Source organism: Micromonospora sp. NPDC048843 (assembly GCF_040649965.1).
In the GTDB taxonomy this organism is placed as follows: Bacteria; Actinomycetota; Actinomycetes; order Mycobacteriales; family Micromonosporaceae; genus Micromonospora; species Micromonospora hortensis.
This window is the reverse complement of the sequence record NZ_JBEZGJ010000037.1, coordinates 14,408-30,828: the sequence shown is the minus strand read 5'-3', so window position 1 is coordinate 30,828 and position 16,421 is coordinate 14,408. Positions and strand designations below refer to the sequence as shown.

Annotated in this window: 16 protein-coding genes; 11 read left to right on the top strand and 5 right to left on the bottom strand. The window is 67.6% G+C overall.

Annotated features, from left to right (window positions below):
* The first annotated feature begins 87 nt into the window (after positions 1-87).
* The 6 genes from fxlM to AB0C20_RS12060 are packed head-to-tail and all read left to right on the top strand — an operon-like array spanning position 88 to position 5,222.
* The gene (gene fxlM, locus AB0C20_RS12085; protein ID WP_357567930.1) at positions 88-1,326 is read left to right on the top strand and encodes a methyltransferase, FxLD system; all 1,239 of its coding nucleotides are present in this window, start codon (positions 88-90) and stop codon (positions 1,324-1,326) included.
* Entirely contained in the window at positions 1,323-1,871 is a 549-nt protein-coding gene (locus AB0C20_RS12080) for a kinase (RefSeq protein ID WP_357567929.1), read from the top strand. Before fxlM ends, AB0C20_RS12080 begins: the two co-directional genes overlap by 4 nt.
* Positions 1,872-1,909: 38 nt before the next feature.
* Positions 1,910-2,779 carry a phosphotransferase gene (locus AB0C20_RS12075; protein ID WP_357567928.1) on the top strand — a complete coding sequence of 290 codons (870 nt, stop codon included), beginning with the start codon at positions 1,910-1,912 and terminating at the stop codon, positions 2,777-2,779.
* Entirely contained in the window at positions 2,776-4,161 is a 1,386-nt protein-coding gene (locus AB0C20_RS12070) for an MFS transporter (protein WP_357567927.1), read from the top strand. Before AB0C20_RS12075 ends, AB0C20_RS12070 begins: the two co-directional genes overlap by 4 nt.
* Complete coding sequence (locus AB0C20_RS12065; RefSeq protein WP_357567926.1) at positions 4,158-4,610, top strand: hypothetical protein; 453 nt, start codon at positions 4,158-4,160, stop codon at positions 4,608-4,610. Before AB0C20_RS12070 ends, AB0C20_RS12065 begins: the two co-directional genes overlap by 4 nt.
* Before the next feature lie 42 nt (positions 4,611-4,652).
* Positions 4,653-5,222, top strand: a complete 570-nt coding sequence (locus AB0C20_RS12060) for a nucleotidyltransferase family protein (RefSeq protein ID WP_357567925.1) — start codon at positions 4,653-4,655, stop codon at positions 5,220-5,222.
* Between the two features lie 57 nt (positions 5,223-5,279).
* Here AB0C20_RS12060 and AB0C20_RS12055 read toward each other — a convergent pair whose 3' ends face one another.
* Positions 5,280-5,993, bottom strand: coding sequence for a sulfotransferase domain-containing protein (locus AB0C20_RS12055; RefSeq protein ID WP_357567923.1), 714 nt, complete (start codon positions 5,991-5,993; stop codon positions 5,280-5,282).
* 150 nt (positions 5,994-6,143) lie between these two features.
* Positions 6,144-6,362, bottom strand: a complete 219-nt coding sequence (locus AB0C20_RS12050; protein WP_357567922.1) for an NAD(P)H-binding protein — start codon at positions 6,360-6,362, stop codon at positions 6,144-6,146.
* 805 nt (positions 6,363-7,167) lie between these two features.
* Here AB0C20_RS12050 and AB0C20_RS12045 point away from each other — a divergent pair.
* The 4 genes from AB0C20_RS12045 (at position 7,168) to AB0C20_RS12030 (ending at position 12,121) form a co-directional block, all read left to right on the top strand.
* Complete coding sequence (locus AB0C20_RS12045) at positions 7,168-8,172, top strand: hypothetical protein (RefSeq protein ID WP_357567920.1); 1,005 nt, start codon at positions 7,168-7,170, stop codon at positions 8,170-8,172.
* Positions 8,169-8,798, top strand: a complete 630-nt coding sequence (locus AB0C20_RS12040) for a hypothetical protein (RefSeq protein WP_357567919.1) — start codon at positions 8,169-8,171, stop codon at positions 8,796-8,798. Before AB0C20_RS12045 ends, AB0C20_RS12040 begins: the two co-directional genes overlap by 4 nt.
* Positions 8,791-10,905, top strand: coding sequence for a DNA recombination protein RecN (locus AB0C20_RS12035; protein WP_357567918.1), 2,115 nt, complete (start codon positions 8,791-8,793; stop codon positions 10,903-10,905). Before AB0C20_RS12040 ends, AB0C20_RS12035 begins: the two co-directional genes overlap by 8 nt.
* Positions 10,906-11,260: 355 nt before the next feature.
* Entirely contained in the window at positions 11,261-12,121 is an 861-nt protein-coding gene (locus tag AB0C20_RS12030) for a phosphotransferase (RefSeq protein WP_357567917.1), read from the top strand.
* 289 nt (positions 12,122-12,410) lie between these two features.
* Here AB0C20_RS12030 and AB0C20_RS12025 read toward each other — a convergent pair whose 3' ends face one another.
* From AB0C20_RS12025 to AB0C20_RS12015, 3 genes are all read right to left on the bottom strand, one after another.
* On the bottom strand, positions 12,411-12,938 hold the full coding sequence (locus AB0C20_RS12025; protein ID WP_357567915.1) for a hypothetical protein: 528 nt from the start codon (positions 12,936-12,938) through the stop codon (positions 12,411-12,413).
* Entirely contained in the window at positions 12,935-13,876 is a 942-nt protein-coding gene (locus AB0C20_RS12020; protein ID WP_357567914.1) for a hypothetical protein, read from the bottom strand. Before AB0C20_RS12020 ends, AB0C20_RS12025 begins: the two co-directional genes overlap by 4 nt.
* A gap of 243 nt (positions 13,877-14,119) precedes the next feature.
* Positions 14,120-14,659 (bottom strand): hypothetical protein, encoded by a 540-nt coding sequence (locus tag AB0C20_RS12015; RefSeq protein ID WP_357567913.1) that lies wholly within the window; start codon positions 14,657-14,659, stop codon positions 14,120-14,122.
* Positions 14,660-15,046: 387 nt separating this feature from the next.
* On the opposite strand from AB0C20_RS12015, the gene AB0C20_RS12010 reads away from it, so the two are divergent.
* The gene (locus AB0C20_RS12010) at positions 15,047-16,285 is read left to right on the top strand and encodes an IS110 family transposase (RefSeq protein WP_357567911.1); all 1,239 of its coding nucleotides are present in this window, start codon (positions 15,047-15,049) and stop codon (positions 16,283-16,285) included.
* Positions 16,286-16,421: the final 136 nt, after the last annotated feature.

Below are 16,421 nucleotides of genomic sequence, written 5' to 3'. Positions count from 1 at the left end.
TCAACTTGCCGCATCCCAGCCGGCCGGTGCTCGTTCGCGGTCGGCCGGCTGCTCACCTGATATTCGTTCGAGGGAGGAGATGTCCTCGTGGCACTCAGAGGCAGGACGACGGAGACGTTGGCGGTGGAGGGCGCTCGCCGGCAGTTGGTCGACCAGCTGCGCAGTCAGGGTTGGATTACCCGACCGGAGGTGGCGGCGGCGTTCACCGCGGTGCCGCGGCACCTGTTCGCTCCGGCCGGCACCAGCATCGAGAGCGCGTACGCGAATGATGTTGTCGTCACCCGACGCGGCTCGGACGGAAGGGCGACCAGTTCGATCTCCGCGCCGTGGTTGCAGGCGTACATGCTGGAGACCGCCGGGCTGAGGCCCGGCGCCCGGGTCCTGGAAATCGGCTCAGGCGGGTACAACGCGGCGCTGATCGCCGAGGTCGTCGGCCCGGCCGGAACGGTCGTCAGCGTCGACATCGACGTGCAGGTCGTCACCCACGCGCGAGAGGCGCTGGCGCGGGCCGGCTACCCGCAGGTCGAGGTGGTCCACGCCGATGGCGTCCACGGCCATCCTGCCGACGGGTTGTGGGACGCGGTGCTCGTCACGGTCGAGGCCAGTGACCTCCCGCCCGCGTGGACCGACCAGCTCTCACCAGCCGGCAGGCTGGTGGTGCCGTTGCGGATGCGCGGCAACACCCGCTGCCTCACCCTGCAGTCGGCAGGTGACCACCTGGCCGCGACAGCGTCCGTGCAGTGCGGCTTCGTCGCGATGCAGGGCCACGGCCGGGACCCGGCCCGCCGGGTACCGCTGCGCGGCGACGACGCCGTTCTCACCCTTGACGACGACACCATCACCAACGCCGAGGCCCTCCGCGCTGCCCTTGATGGGCCACGGGTTGAGGTGTCCTTCCCGGTGACCCTGAACATGAGCATGGGCACCTGCATCGAGAGCCTGCACCTGTGGCTGGCCAGTCAACCTCGCCCGTACGGCGTACTCAGAGTCGATCGGGACCGCACCGCCGGCCTGCTGGATCCACAGGACCGTTTCTTCTGCCCCACCCTGCTGACCAGTGACAGCCTCGCCTACCTGACCATGCGCAGCTACGACACGACGACGTGGCAGTTCGGCGGGCACGGCTTCGGTCCGCACGCCACCAGACTGACCAACGATCTGATGGAACTGACAGTGGCCTGGGACCAGCAGTTCCGGGCCGGCACCGGCCCGGACATCACCGTGCACCCGGCCGGCACGCGACTGCCCGACACTGAACGGTTGCGGCTGCTCGTGCCCCGCCGCCACACGCTGACCGCGATCACCTGGCCGGAGACAGACCGATGAGCAGCACAGAGCCGATCTTGATCTGCCTTCGGGGGAACTCCGACTCCGGGAAGAGCACCATCGCTACGGCGTTGCGGCGCCGGCACGGCCGCGGCTGCGCCCTCGTCAGCCAAGATCATATTAGGCGGATCCTTCTGAGGGAACGTGACAGGCCAGGTGGTCTCGCGCCCACGCTCATCGCGCAGAACGTCCGTTTCTGTCTTGATCACGGCTACCACGTGATCCTGGAAGGGATCATGCACACCACCCGGTACCGGAGCATGCTCACCGAGCTGCGCGACGCGCACCGAGGCCGAACCCTGTTCGTGTACCTCGACGTGTCGTGGCCGGAGACTCTGCGCCGACACCAGACCCGTCCCGAGGCGCAGGAGTTCACTGCCGACACGATGCTCGGCGTGTACGCCCCGCGCGACGTCCTCGGCTGGCCCGACGAACTCGTCCTGCCGGAGACCACCACCCTGGAGCAAGCGATCGAGCGCATCGCCACCACCGCCGGCCTGCCGTTGACCGGCCGCGACGACGACCTGCTCCCGGCAGTCCCATGACTTCATCCCCGACAGCCAGCGCAGGCAGTGCCGGTCTCGTGGCGGACGGGGCGGATGACGTGTTCGCGGCGCTGGTCGCCCGTGCCGCTGCCGCAGGGGTGGGTACCGGCCGGGTGGTGCACCGTACCGACAAGGCCGTCGTCGCCACCGGCCGCCGCGACGGCCAACCGGTGATCGTGAAGCTGTTGACCACCGACGACCCGTACTGGGTAGGCCGGCGCCAGCACGAGCTGCGCATGTACGAGCTGTTCACCGATCAGCCGCCCCCCGTGCGCGTGCCGCAGGTCCTGTACGCCGATGCCCACCTGACCGTCCTGACGCAGCTACCTGGACAGCGCCTGGACGACCAACGCCACCTGACTCGCGACGTCAGCCCGGCCACCGCACAGCTGGTCCTGAACACCCTCGACACCCTCGCCGCCTGGACGCCAGCACCGCCACTGCCGCAACTTGTCGACTACCACGGCCGGATCGACGCCGAACACGCCGCCCGGCTCCTCGACGACGCCGACCAGCACGCCCTCCACACCCTCGTCGACCAACTCGGCCCGCATCGGGTCACCGCACACGGCGACCCCCTACCCGCCAACCTGCTCCTCGACCACGGGCACTGCGCCCTCATCGACTTCGAGCACACCGGCAGCTACCTACCCGGCTACGACCTCGCGCTACTGCACATCATCGGCGCCGCAGGCAGCCCGACCCTCACTGCCGCAATCGCCGAACGCGTCCGAACCGCCGACATCATCACCACCTACTACGTCAACCTGCTCCTGCTGACCTGCCGAGAGATCCGCCTGCACACCGTGCTGCCAGCAGGCGACTCGACCACGTCCCGGCTCGCCTACCTGCGACAGCTACAGCACCAGGCACGCCACGACGTTCAAGCGCTGATGCGATGGGCTTGAACCGGACGACCGCCGGCGCGCCGGTCCAACGCAGCCCTGTGGGCGGCTCACAGGCACCCTCCCCGCTGAGCCGCGACTTCCACCGACTGTGGGGCGCCTACTCGGTCAGCCACCTCGGATCCGCCGTCGGGGCAGGCGCGCTGCCGCTGGTCGCGATCCTGCTGCTGGACTCATCGACTCTGCAGATCTCCCTGCTCGCGGTGATCTCCGGCCTCGCCTCGGCGGTCATCGTCTTACCTCTGGGTCCCTGGATCGAGTTCCGGCGCAAACGGCCCGTGATGATCGGCGCCGACCTGCTGCGCTGCGCGGCCCTGACCAGCGTCCCCATCGCCGCCGCGCTGGGCGCCCTGACGTACGAACAGCTGTGCGTCGTCGCCGTCGTGCAGACCGCCGGCACCATCGTGTTCAGCGCTGCCAGCGGCGCACACCTGAAGCACCTGGTCACCGTCGATCAACGTGTCACCGCGAACAGCCGATTCGAGACCTCCCAGTGGACGGCGAACAGCCTCGGCTCACCCATCGGCGGTGTCCTCGTGTCCTGGCTCGGCGCTACCGCGTCCATCACCGTCGACGCCGCGAGTTTCTTGATGTCCGCGCTCGGGATCCGCCGCCTGCGCAGCCCTGAACCGCCGCCACCAACGCGGCAACCCGCCCCGAGCCGGGGCCGGGAAGCCATCGAAGGATGGCGGCACATCCTTCACCACCCTGGCCTGCGAGCCCTGTTCGTCAACGCCATCATCTTCGGCGGCGCCATCACGGCCAGCACGCCCATCATCGCGGTGTTCATGCTCCGCGACCTACACCTGGCGCCCTGGCAGTACGGCCTGGCCCTCGGACTGCCCTGCCTCGGCGGCATCCTCGGCTCCCTCACCGCCGGGCCCCTCACCACCCGATACGGCCTGCGCAGGGTCCTGCTCACCACCGGCGTCGCCCGCACACTCTGGATGGGATTCATCCCCCTCGCCCCGCCCGGCACACCGGGACTGATCATCATCACCCTCGCCGACACCCTCCTGCTGTTCATGGCGGGAACGTTCAATCCCACCTTCGCCGCCTACCGCATGAACCACACCAGCGAGCACTGCCTGTCCCGCGTCCTGACCGCCTGGTCCATCACCAGCAAACTCACCCAACCCATCGTCATCGCCGCCGCCGGCATCCTCGCCGCCGCCACCGGCCCCCGCACCGCCCTCACGGCAACCGCCGCCCTCACCCTCACCAGCGCCGCGTTCCTGCCATGGAAGACAACCCCGAACAGCCCTCCTGCCGCCAACCCGCCCAGCGGACGTCGCCTACCGGGACGTCGTTCCAGTAGCGGGAGCACCCGCCTACCCACCGCCGTCACGGCCACCGCCACCACACCCAGGGAGAACGCAGAATGAACGATGACAACCCGCAGCGGCGGGCACCCCGCCGCTACACCGGCACCACGACCGATTTCGTACTGGACGGCACCACGGGTCGCCTCACCACGGCCACCTCGTCCGGTCAGCTCACCCACGTCGATCTGCGCGTCGGCAAACACGGCTCCACCCTGGCCGGCCTAACCGAAGCCCTGTCCACAGCGCTCACCACCGCGCTGCAAGCCGGCGCGCCCCTACCCGAGATCGTGGCCCCACTACGGCACACCCACTACACCCCCTCCGGAGCCACCACCGACCCCGACGTGCCACACGCAACCTCGCTGAGCGACTACCTCGCACACCGCCTCCACCAGCAGCACACCAACACCGCGCCGCATCCAGACGCCGCGGAGCTGCCTGGAGACGTCCAAGCCAGCACGCAGCCACGACTGCCCACGGCCAACTGGGTGCCGCACCCCTGCAGCTGACCCGACCTCGATCAACCTGGACCTGACGGAGGTGAATGGGGCATGCGCGATGACGAGTTACGCGGTCTGGTTGGCGCGCGTCAGCCGCTGATACGGGCGCTGCGCACCGTGCGGGACTCGGGCCTACCGGACGCCTGGATCGGCGCTGGTGTCCTCAGGGACCTGGTGTGGGACCAACGCTACGGGCACGGATTCGACTTCTCCCGAGCCCGGGACATCGACGTGGCATTCTTCGACCCCACCGACCTGACCCGAGCCAACGACGAGTACGCCACCGAACGCCTGACGACGATGTGGCCCGGAGCGCCGTGGGAGGCGAAGAACCAGGCCGCCTTGCACACCTGGTACCCCGCCCGATTCGGAGGCGACCCCGTCCCCGCGCTGCGAAGCATCGCCGACGCGGTCGCGACCTGGCCCGAATACGCCACCGCCGTCGCGATCCGTCTCGACGCCGACGGGCGCATCGCTGTCTGCGCACCACACGGACTCGATGACCTTCTCGACGGCATCTGGCAACGCAACCCGACTCGAGTCAGCCAGGTCGTATCCGCGCAACGACTAGCGCGGCAACGCCCCGCCCACCGCTGGCCCCGAGTTCGAGTCCTCACCTGACCACCCGCGATCGCCGCCAGGACGCTCAGCCCCATGATGCTCGACTCCGCGCGACGCTCACGTTCGCTGCGAACCGTCCACCCTCGTCCCGTAGCCGAGTAGCTGCATCGCGGCCACGTTGTCGGGTTGGGCCCAGAAGAGCTGGTGTAGCTCGTCGGGCAGTTCGTCGCGATGGGTGTTGGTGAGCCCTCTACGGAAAAAGCGGTCATCGGCCTGTTGCAGCTCGGTGAACGACGGGATCTGGGCGCCCGCGTCGGGTCGGAGCTGGGGCGTCAACGTGTGGATGACCCGTTCCACAGCAGCTCTCGGCTTCTGAGCAAGTTCTTCGTACCTCAGCACCACTCGGTGAGGTGCCGACGGCAGCAGCCAGCTCAGCACATTGCGTCCCCAACTGCCGGTTCCGACCTCGCCCCGTCGGGTAATCATGGCGTGCAGCTCGCTCTCGAATCGTGCAGCGTCTGCCTCGCTGGCCAGGCGCGCCCACGAGACGAGCGCATCGCGCCCGTCCCGGACGAGACAGACGGCCTTGTCCGCTTCATCGACCTGGTCGTCGCGCTGTCGGTGCGTCTTGACGAAGTGAACCTCTGTCGAGTCACGCATGGCTTCAATCGCTGCAGGGCGTTCGGTGAAGCCGACCAGATCGGAACCCAGACGCTCGGCCACGCCATCGACGTCATAGACGACGGATGTCCTTACGCCGTAGAGCCGATTGAGGACGATCCGAAGGAAGGTGTTACCTGACCGGGGAAAGGAGCACACCCACACGATCACCAAACCAGGGTAGCGAATTCTATCGCCTACGCGCGGTTCACCATGGCCTCGGCGGTGCCTTCTGCGCCGATCTGTCGGGCTACGAATGTTGACTCTGACGGTCCCACTCGGCCCCCACCCGCACGGCGGCTGGGTTGACGGCGACGGCTTTCACGAGGTGATGGCCACGGCTCGATGCAGGTAGGCATTGTCGTGAAGTTCGGTGAGCATGAACTCCGCGAGGTCGGCGCGGGAGACCTTGGCGGTGAAGGATAGCCGGAGGTCGGTTCCCGTGTGGTAGCGGCCGGTGCGCGGTCCGTTGGTGAGTACCGGTGCACGGACCACCGTCCAGTCGGCAGTGCTGTCTCGGACGAGTGCCTGCCCGCACATCGGCAGATCCGGAAGCCGAGCCCCGCTTCGTTGGACGGCCGCGTGTCACGCAGCGTCACTTACCGGGGCCGTCAGTCTGTTCCACGCGTGTCCGGCCGCCAATCAGCGGGAGGCTAGCTGACTCCGATGCGGCGCTGCGTCTCAAGCCGTTCCTGGCTCTGCGCTGGAGCCGGTACGCCGACACCTACGGGAACGACCGATGTGAGGACGCCAGCGAAGGCCGTCCTCACATCGGTCGTGATCGTCCGGAGGCGCCCATCAGCCCTGTCGGCTGGGCGGCAGTGGGTAGGTTGTCTGCACCACCAGCACGCGGCCAGGTGCGGCGCAGTTCTTTTTGGTGCCCCCGGCTAGAGATATACCTGCGCCCGTCGAAGAGCTCCGCGACCCATCCAAGCTGCGGCTATCGGGACCGCGACCTGCACAAACTGAGCGATGAGGTGGCGCAGGTTCGTGCCCCTGTCACCCGATCCGCGTTCGGCACCGCAGAACTCCGGACGCGCAGATCCGCGGCAGAGACGTGTGGGGACGAAGGCTTCATCCCGGGCGAGCGGATGCCTGCCGCGTCGGCCAGTCGCCTGAGCTCGCCGGAGGCGGTTATGCCTGACTGTCTGCGCGTCATGGCCGTTGCGAGGCTCGCCCCAGGCATGTTTTCCGAGGCGGACGGCCGGACGATTCGTCCTTGGTGGGGGGTGACCTGTGTGGCGGCGCGTGAGAGCATGTCGCTGCCGCTACAGATGGCACCTCAAGCGACTACGTTTCGTGTCGGTCGTGTCGAGATAACGGATCGCCAGGAAGGATGCGTTCGGTGACTCTCGCCTCCCGGTTGGATTTCCGAGAGCACCGATTCCGTCTGGGCAGCGACGACGCGGCGCGCGTGGACTTCCACCGGATGCTGACCGCGCTGATCCAGGTGGAATACCCTACCGCGACTGAGATGCGGCCTAACCCGGGTGATTGGGGCATCGACACGTTCGTAGGGAGCTTGGTCGACAGGGTCAATATTTGGCAGTCGAAGTACTTCGCCGATGGTATCGACAAGTCCCAGAAAGACCAGGTGCGCGAGTCGCTGGTGTCGGCCATGACAAATGCCAGCGCCAACGGGTACACGGTTGAGTCGTGGACTCTGTGCGTCCCGTGCGATCTCGACCCGCCGGAGCGGCAGTGGTGGGATAGGCGCTGTAAAGCGTGGGCGAAGGAGTTCCCTGGTCTGGTGTTCGACCTCTGGGATGCTCCCCGGCTGCGCGGAAAGCTGATGACGCCCGACGCCGCGCACGTGTGTGACCAGTTCTACGGTCCTGCCCGGGTTTGGATCGCGCAGCCGCAGATGGCCGATATCGTCGCTTTGCCGGTGCAAGAGACCTACGAAGGGGCGTTGTTCGTCAAGCAGTTGGCCGCGGCTGGTCTGTTGGAGGTCGACGCGCAGAAGGTGGCGTTTTTCAACGCCGAGGTGCTAGCCCGTGACGTGGTCAACCGCGGAGTGCCGGAGGAGCGGCAGGCGCTGCTCGAGCTGGACTACACCGTCTGGGAGCTGTGGGAACAATACGTTGGCATGCCGCCCAGCCAGGCAGGCGTCGATGCAGAGACGGCAGCACGAACGCTATTCGCTACCGTAATGCAGGACGTGCGCCGGCTGCCGTCACCCGGTCCGCTGCCGACACGCACGGTCCATCACACCGGCATGATGCACCGGGTAGTCGAGACGGGCCGGGCTGGTTGGGTGGCTAGCTGGCGGCACGTTGCGGCCGAGCACACCGAGCAGTGCCAGGTCAACGACCCGTCGTCCTCTACCACGTTGGCGGTTCAGTTATGACCGCCAACAGCCTGCCTACGCAATCATCCGGCGGTCGGCTTCCGGTGGCACCTGAAGATCACGTGCTGTTCCGGCTGACTCAGTTGCTGCTACTGATGCGGATCGTGGCCTCACCGGAGGACACCGGCTTGGGCTTAGAACGCCTCGGCTACTACGAGTTCTTCTCGGCCAATCCCTTCCTGGTAATCGGTGAAGACGAAACGCAGGTGCGGGCCCAATTGCACATGGCCGGATTTGACGAGCGGCAGCTGTCCTATACCTCTAGCGGCCAGCGTTTCGCGAACCGTCGCCGCCGTCTTCAGCACGACATAGCTCTGCTGGTCGCTTACGACCTCGCTACCTTGAAGCCCGGCGGTTGGTGCCTGACGCCGCGTGGACTGTCGACGGCTGAGCAGATGACTGCTCTGTACGCAGAGCAGTACATGACCGCCGTGCGGCTGGTCGTGCGTCGGTTGGCGCGCTTCCGCAATGACACCGCGCTGGCTCGACAAGCCCGCCAATGGCTACGCGAACCGGCGCTCATCCTCGACCTCTACGGAGCCACGGCAGCCGAAGAAGCCGGCGAGCCCTCCGGCACTGACTCGAACCGTCACACCAGCACGCGCGAGGAGTCCAGCGATGAGTAACCCGTCAAGTGCAGCGCAGGAGCTGAATCGGGGCATTCGGCTGCTGCGGCTGCGTCTTGCCGGCGTCACCCGCCCATACGAGGTTGACCTACGCACCAACGACGGCAGCTTCCGGCCGTTGAGTGTCATTGCCGGACCGACTAACACCGGTAAGACCAGCGTGCTGCAGCTAATCGCGTATGCCCTTGGCGCTTCCTCATACCCCGATCACGAGGAGATCGTGCGACAGGTTCGCGCGGCGGTCTTGGAGACCATCACAGCAGACGGCCCGATGACCTTCGAGCGGGGCATTGAGTCGAAGATCGCGCTGGTGTTCGACCAGCCTCTCGACCGCGCGGGCGACACCGTGCCACAGCCGCATCCCATCGACCCTCCGTCGGATCCGGCAAGCTTGTCACGGCTGCTGCTGTCCACGGTCGACCTGCAAGACGTCCTGTTACGGGTGGCGCCTACCCAACAGGAGTCTGCGACTCATGTACTGAGCTTCCGCGACCTCATGTGGCTGTGCATGCTACTCAACGAGCGCGTCGGAAGCGCCCAACTGCTCTTCGAAGGCAACCGAGACAAGAACCGTAAACTGCTGCAAGTCGTCGACGCGGTCTTCGGGGTCCATGCCAATGACGGCGCGGATTTGGCTAGCCGGATCAAAAATCTTAACGATGACCTCGCCTCCGCACGCAACGAGCTGGCTTCGCTCGAACAGTTCATCCGCGAGCAAGACGCCACTCCGCGCGAACAGCTACAGGAGGTTCTCGAGGATGCTGAAGGGCAGCTCGCAGCCATCCGCGATGCGGTGCACCGTCTAGACCAGCAGGAGGCGACCTCGGCCGAGGCTACGGCGGGCCTGCGCAACCGCCACCAACGCGCTGCCCACGCCACGGTGCGTGCCCGTCAGCGGTTGCGCGACCGGGAGGCGCTAGTCAGCCGTTACGCCAGCCTGCGCGCTCAATACAGCGACGACATCCGCAAGTTGACTCTGCTCAAGCAGGCAGGCTCGGTTTTCGATCATCTCTCAGTGACGGTGTGCCCCGCCTGCCTCAACACGCTGCCAACACCGCCCACAGTGCGTGGCTCGACCTGCACCTTGTGCGAGCAGGCCCTGCCCGCCGCCGTCACGGCGACAAGCCTCGGCGCAGCCGCAGCGCTGCGGGAAATCGCCGTGGCCGGTCTCGCTCAACCTGTCGACGAGCAAAACGCCGACGGACATCAGTTGGGCGACCACGACCACGAGCTCGACGAATCGTTGCCCGGCGACGGCAGTGCTCATGAAGCTATCAGCGCCGAACTTGCCAGCACCCGTAGCCGCTTCAAGGAACTCAATGACTACTGGCGGGAGCTGGCCGACAGCCTTCCCACCCTCCGTCAGGCTTGCGACCAAGCATCTACCACAGAGGCCGAACTGGCCGCCCAGGTAGACCGCGGCGCGTCTGGCACTGTCACCCCATATGTCGCCGCTCGCGAAGACCTCGCCGTTCAGAGGCAAGCTGTGCTTGTACGCCGCGACCGCGCCACAGCCGCTTTGAAGCAGTGGCGCAGTTTGCAGTTGCGTCGGCGGCGGGCCGAACAGATGGCCGGTGAGCTCGCCGGACTGCGCCGGGAGAGCCGAAACCAGTCTGATCGGCCGGACCGCGACGCGGTGATCACAGCGCTAAGTGCTCGGTTCCGGCAGATCCTCAATGAGGTCGGCTACCCCAAGCACAACAACACCGGGGCCATTGACGCCAAGCTTGTGCCCTCCGCGCGGATGCGACCATTCACCTCCGCCTCCAGCGGTGGTCAGGTCCTGCAGAGCCTTGCCTGGGTTTTGGCGATATTCGAGGTCGGCTACGAGACGGGGGCCCACCATCCCGGCTTCCTGCTCATCGATACTCCTCAGAAGAACCTCGGCGGCAAGGCTGCAGCCGACGACGAGGAGTTTGCGGACGTTCACCTCGTCGAACGCTTCTACCAGCACGTCATTTCCTGGCTGGATGGTCCGGGCCGAGGCGCTCAGATCGTTATCGTCGACAACACCCCGCCCCCGATCGCCGAGCCTCATATCGCTGCACGCTTCACCCGAGACCCACATCACGGCCGCTTCGGTCTAATCGACAACGAGACCGGGTGAACGTCCTGTTGCTCCGGAGGCAGCAGGTCGAACGCGAGGCCAATGAACGGCGCGCTCAGCTCGCCATGTGGATGCTGAGACGTCTGTGCTGCCGGGCGCTTGACCTCGATGGCACACGTCAAGCCGGCGTCATCACCACCGGTGACAGCCACCGCCTCAGAGGCTCGCGGCCGGATCGACAGCCGCCCCGGCGTCGTCGGCCCGAGTGCCGACATTGAGGCGCGCGGATTTGCCCGGACGCGGCCAACGGGAGTCCGCGGAGGGCCACTGGGGATTAGCGCTTGAAACGGCGGGGCACGGTTCGGCTGCCCCAGAGCTCAACTCACCCCAGCATCGGACCGGAGAAAGATGATCAATGCGTGGTGCCTGGACCGATCTGCCCGACAACATCACCGCTGCGATCGCCGAACGGGTCGGTAAGCCCTTCGACGTCACCCCGGCCTCCAACGGTGACCACGCGGACATCGCCGCGACAGTCACCGGACCAACCGCGAAGGTCTTCATCAAGGCGGCCGCGGGAGACCTCAGCGTCCGATCACTGCGCCACGAGCTGGCGGCGACCACGGCCATCGACCGGTACCCGCCGGCGGTCCTCTGGCACTTCGAGACCGACGACTGGTTGGTGGTGGCGACCGAGCACCTTGCTGGCCCGCACCCCGACCTGTCCCCCGCCAGCCCCGATCTCGACCTCCTCGCCGCGACGCTCAAGGACCTACAGAACACCCGCGCGCCGAACGGCACCTGGTACGACCCGGCGGGCCGGCTCGGGTTCGCGCATCCGCTGATGGTCGGCGAAGGGCTCGTGCACTCTGACCTCAACCCGACCAACCTGATCCTGACCAGCAGCGGCCTGCGCATCGTCGACTGGGCGTTCGCGACCAAGGCAGCGCCTTGGGTGGAACTGGCACTGCTGATCCAGTGGCTAATCGGCTGCGGCCACACCGCCGGCCAGGCAGAACGCTGGGTGGCGCAACTTCCGGCGTGGGCTGCGACTGATCGCGACGCCATAGACGATTTCGCGATCCGCAACGCCGCGAAGTGGGCAGGCAAAGCCGAGAAGAGCTCCCAGGTGTGGGTGCACGACCTTACGACCTGGACCAGTGAGTGGGCGGCCTACCGCCGATCGAGGATCCGGGAACGCTCCGTTGTGTCGCAGCAGCCCGGTCCCGGCGCAGACGCATGCACCCATGCCCCGAGGGGAACCTCCAGCCGGTAGGGCTCCAGCGCCTGCCACGCCGATGCCGGCGGCATCACCGGTGCCTTGCTGCAACGGGCCGAGGCTCGGATACGGAGCCGGCGGCCTCTCGCCCCCGCCGCCCACCGGACCGTCCTACATCTCCTGGCCGTTGCGAGCGACAGGCAGGTTACCCAGCCAGGGTCGGTGCGAGGTCACTGCAGCTGACTGTGCCGGCGGAGCTGACGTCTACGGCGGACGCAGCGCGGAGACAACCGAAGCGGCAAAGCGAGGCGCCAACCTTATTGTCGGTCGAGGGGAGGTGTCCCCGTCAGCCGCCCGCTGTCACGTGCTCGCACACGCTGGAGCGCCGGTAGCCGCCGGCGACGCCGATGCCGACGCTGTCCCAGAACGCGGATGAGCCGTCGATGTGGCAGCCCAGGGTGTGCCAGGTAAACCCCGGGTTCTCCGCGCGCAGCGCCGCTAGGCCCGCAGCGGCGAGGCCGCGCCGTTGATAGGCCGGCAGGGTGTAGGGCTGCTCTACCCAGCCGATTTCGCACCGGTGGCACAGCTGGTAGTCGACTGCGAAGGCGAACTCGTCACGGTCGGGGCCGTCGCCGTCGTCGTAGCGCAGATTCGCCGCCCGCATCCGCCAGCCGGGCCGCTCCGCGGAGACGGTGTCCTGCCACGGCATGGACAGGCGGGGGACGACCGGCCAGCCGTGGCGTCGCGGCCACCGGCCGCGGGTCAGCCCGAGCAGGAACTCGCGCCACGGCTCGCGCCCGGATACCCAAGCAACCTGATCGGCCGCTGCGATGAGATCCCGGATCGCCGCATCGCGGTACGCGCCGCTGCTCACTGGTCGGCGCCTGGGTCGCTCCAGCGGCCGATGACGGTGTGGCGTACGCCAGCGTCGAGCATCGCGTCAGCCCGGTGTCGGCCGTTGATGTACGGCACGACAGCACCGGGCACTTCGGGCTGGATCGGTTCGAGGAACAACGTCTCCGCAGCCTTCAAAACCCGGCTGTCGAGGCTTTGGGTGCGCAGTGTGGTTACGGCAGCGAACATCCGTGCGTCCTCAGGATCATCGGTGGGCACGCGCTCGAGCGCTTCGCTGTCTGCTCGTGCCAACGCGGTGACGGCCGCATCTGACGCGGCAGCCCAATCTACGCTGTGGTACCAGCAGCAGTTCCGAAGTCTGCGGCGTGGCATCACCTGCCGGACCAGGCGCCACGACCAGGTCGTTCCGGCCGGCATGCACGCCGGCTCGCCGTGCAGGTCTGGCCGCGGCAGTCCGATCACGGCCGCGACCTCAAATCTCATCCGTGGTTCCACCGGGGCGTCCGAGGCGACAAAGCCACCCCCGCGTCTCACATCGACCGGGCCGCCGACCAGATGCGCCAGCTCGTCCTCGGTCAGCCGCGGTCCCCACCTCGGCGGACTGACCACCGCGAACGGTCCCGCCACGGCGAACCCGAAGTGGCAAAACCCGAGATCCTTGCCCGTCAGCAGCTGATGGGCTATGAAGATCGGCGGTTCCGGCTCGCCCGGGCAGTGCCGCTGCCACACCGCCTCCACGAACCGCTCCGCCCGGTTCATTAGCGACGCGCCCTCTCGATCAGTCTGAGTCGCTATCGCCACCGGCCGCCGATCTGGCGCGGTGAACAGCTGCAGCCGCATCGACGACTGCCCGACGGTGAACATGTGATCGTCAACGGTTCGCGTCCGCGCTCCGCCATGCTCACGGATCAGTGCCGCGCTCCGCGGGCGTGGCCCCTCATCTCCGGTTGCATCCATGGCCGTCACCGTAGGGTGCGAGTGCGACAGCGCCCGTTGTCTGACGAGCGGCGCGGCGATCGCCAGGCAGGCCGATCGGCTCTATCGCCTTGCCGGTCGGCCACGACGTCTCGACGAACCAGGTGGTCAGTGGACTCTGCGGCGCGCAGGCCGCCGCTGTCCGTAGGCCCTCCATCTGGCGGAGAGGCGGACTGAGGTACGGATCCGCAGTTGCCCAGCCAGCCGGTTTCATCGTGGATGGGGCTAGTCGGCGGTGAGCGGCACCGCTGGTGCGCCCTGCTCGACGCACAGCGGCACGCCCGGGTAGTGCGCGGTGACCGCGGCGGCGTCGCGTTGTGGGTCACCGACGCCAACGTTGACGCACTTCCCGATCGTCGGTCCCACCTCGTACACGGCCACACCCCGCTGCCGCCAGTAATCCATGTCGGCAGCGATCTGCTCGACCCACCGGTCGAGTGCCCGGGCGGAATGCTGAGCATCCACGAAACGCACCGTGACGTGCAGACCGAGTTGGCGCACCGCCTCGTCGAAGCCGGCAGAAGGTATGCGGTGCACCAGCAGTACGCCAGCGGGAACATCGAGGCTCACGTCCGCGTACACGTCTGGCCAGCGCTCGCCGACGCCATCCACAGCTTCGGCGGCGTCGCTGAGCGCATCCTGGGCCGGCCAGTACGACTGCTCAGCGTTCGGCACGCTCGGCACGGCGGACGCGGACGGTGAGGCGCAGGCCGCAGGAAGGGCCAGCAGCGTCAGAGTGAGCAGCGCGGGAACACGGCGAGGCATCGTCGACCTCCTTCGGCGGCACATACCGCCAGACGGACACTACGGATAAAACGAACCACCACAGGGTGAGACGTACACCAGCCCCAGGCGGTTCCCCACCCGCCCCGCGAGGCCTCCAGTTCACCTGGTCCCGAGACTGCACAAAGATCTTCTGGCCCGCTGCGGGCTGCTGAGACGCACGGACCGGTCATGCCGCCCGTGATCGGACGGAGGCCGAGACGGCCGGCGTGACTCGATCTTTGCCGCAAGCCGGTCTAGTGTCCATTCCTGTGATCTTCGGACACCGGCTGGTCGGGTGATGCCCATTGCGATCCTGGGCCGCCGAGCCCTCAAGCGAGACCGTGCGCCCGACCAGCACCACAACCCATTCCCTCGAACGGGACGACCATGAACTACTACGCGGGCCTGGACTGGGGCGAGAGCCACCACGACATGGCCGTGGTCGACGCCGACGGCCAGCTCATCAGCCACACGCGCGTGACAGACGACGCCAGCGGGCTGACTCAACTCCTAGCCGCACTTACCGCGGTGAAACGCAGCCGACGTTCGATCCCAGTCGGGATAGAGACCAGTCGCGGGCTAATGGTCGCCGGCCTCCGCAAGGCCGGCCAACCCGTCGTCGTGCTCAACCCGACCCAGGTAGCCAACTACCGCAGCCGCCTCGCCCCACAGCGCAAAAAATCAGACCGGGGCGACGCCCGCCTACTCGCGCACATTCTGCGGGTCGACGGCGACGCCCACCGCCCCGCACCGTCGTCCTCGCCGCAAGCCAGCGCCCTGCGAGAGGCGACCCGCGCGCACCGACAGGCGACACACACCGCCGGTCTGCTCGCCCGCCGACTCCGGTCAGTGCTACGCGACTACTACCCAGCTGCGGCGACCGCCTGGGCGCACCTACCCGGAGGGCTGACCAGACCGGAAGCCCGCCTCATCCTGACCGCCGCCCCCACCCCCACACGAGCCACTCGACTCACCAGACGTCGGCTGGAGGCGCTGCTGACCTCCGCCGGACGCACCCGCCTCATCACCGCCGAGGCGACCCGCCTCCACGAACTGTTCCACGCCCGCGCACTCCGGCAACCAGCCGAGGTAGAAGACGCGATGGGACGTCACGCCGCCGCGCTACTCACCCAGCTCGACGCCACCATCGCCTCAGCGCACACCCTGTGGACACACATCGACGCGCTGGCCGAACAGCACCCACAGACACCGATATATCGTTCGTTCCCGGGAATGGGGCCGCTACTGGCCGCGCGACTGCTGGCCGAACTCGGCGACGACCCGCACCGATTCCCTACCCCACGCAACCTGCGCGCATTCTGCGCGGCAAGCCCGATCACCTGGGCCAGCGGCACCTCCCACAGGGTCAGCCACCGCCGCAAAGCCAACCCGATCCTCGCCGAAACCGGCCACCTATGGGCCTTTGCCACCCTCACCCGCTCCCCCGGGGCCCGAGCGCTCTACGACCGCCGCCGCGCCGCCGGCGATCACCACCCCGCCGCGTTGCGACGGGTCTACGCTCGCCTCCTCGGAAGCTTGCATTACTGCCTGCGCACCGGCAGCACCTACGACGAGGACCGCGCCTTCACCGCATCACCCGAACCCGAAGCGGAACACGGGACGTAGGCCGGGAGCCGGGGCAACGCCCAGGATCACCCCGGGCCCACGAGCCCTCGCGCGGGTACGGCGCGCCCCGGCTCCCCTTTTCCACAGAGGTTCAATCGCCCTCGTAAGCCGACCACGGCGAGCCGTTCGGTGACCA

Coding starts and splice junctions, on each gene's coding strand:
- AB0C20_RS12080 (WP_357567929.1), top strand. CDS start 1,323: ATGAGCAGCACAGAGCCGATCTTGATCTGCCTTCGGGGGAACTCCGAC.
- AB0C20_RS12065 (WP_357567926.1), top strand. CDS start 4,158: ATGAACGATGACAACCCGCAGCGGCGGGCACCCCGCCGCTACACCGGC.
- AB0C20_RS12060 (WP_357567925.1), top strand. CDS start 4,653: ATGCGCGATGACGAGTTACGCGGTCTGGTTGGCGCGCGTCAGCCGCTG.
- AB0C20_RS12050 (WP_357567922.1), bottom strand. CDS start 6,362: ATGTGCGGGCAGGCACTCGTCCGAGACAGCACTGCCGACTGGACGGTG.
- AB0C20_RS12040 (WP_357567919.1), top strand. CDS start 8,169: ATGACCGCCAACAGCCTGCCTACGCAATCATCCGGCGGTCGGCTTCCG.
- AB0C20_RS12035 (WP_357567918.1), top strand. CDS start 8,791: ATGAGTAACCCGTCAAGTGCAGCGCAGGAGCTGAATCGGGGCATTCGG.
- AB0C20_RS12030 (WP_357567917.1), top strand. CDS start 11,261: ATGCGTGGTGCCTGGACCGATCTGCCCGACAACATCACCGCTGCGATC.
- AB0C20_RS12020 (WP_357567914.1), bottom strand. CDS start 13,876: ATGGATGCAACCGGAGATGAGGGGCCACGCCCGCGGAGCGCGGCACTG.
- AB0C20_RS12015 (WP_357567913.1), bottom strand. CDS start 14,659: ATGCCTCGCCGTGTTCCCGCGCTGCTCACTCTGACGCTGCTGGCCCTT.
- AB0C20_RS12010 (WP_357567911.1), top strand. CDS start 15,047: ATGAACTACTACGCGGGCCTGGACTGGGGCGAGAGCCACCACGACATG.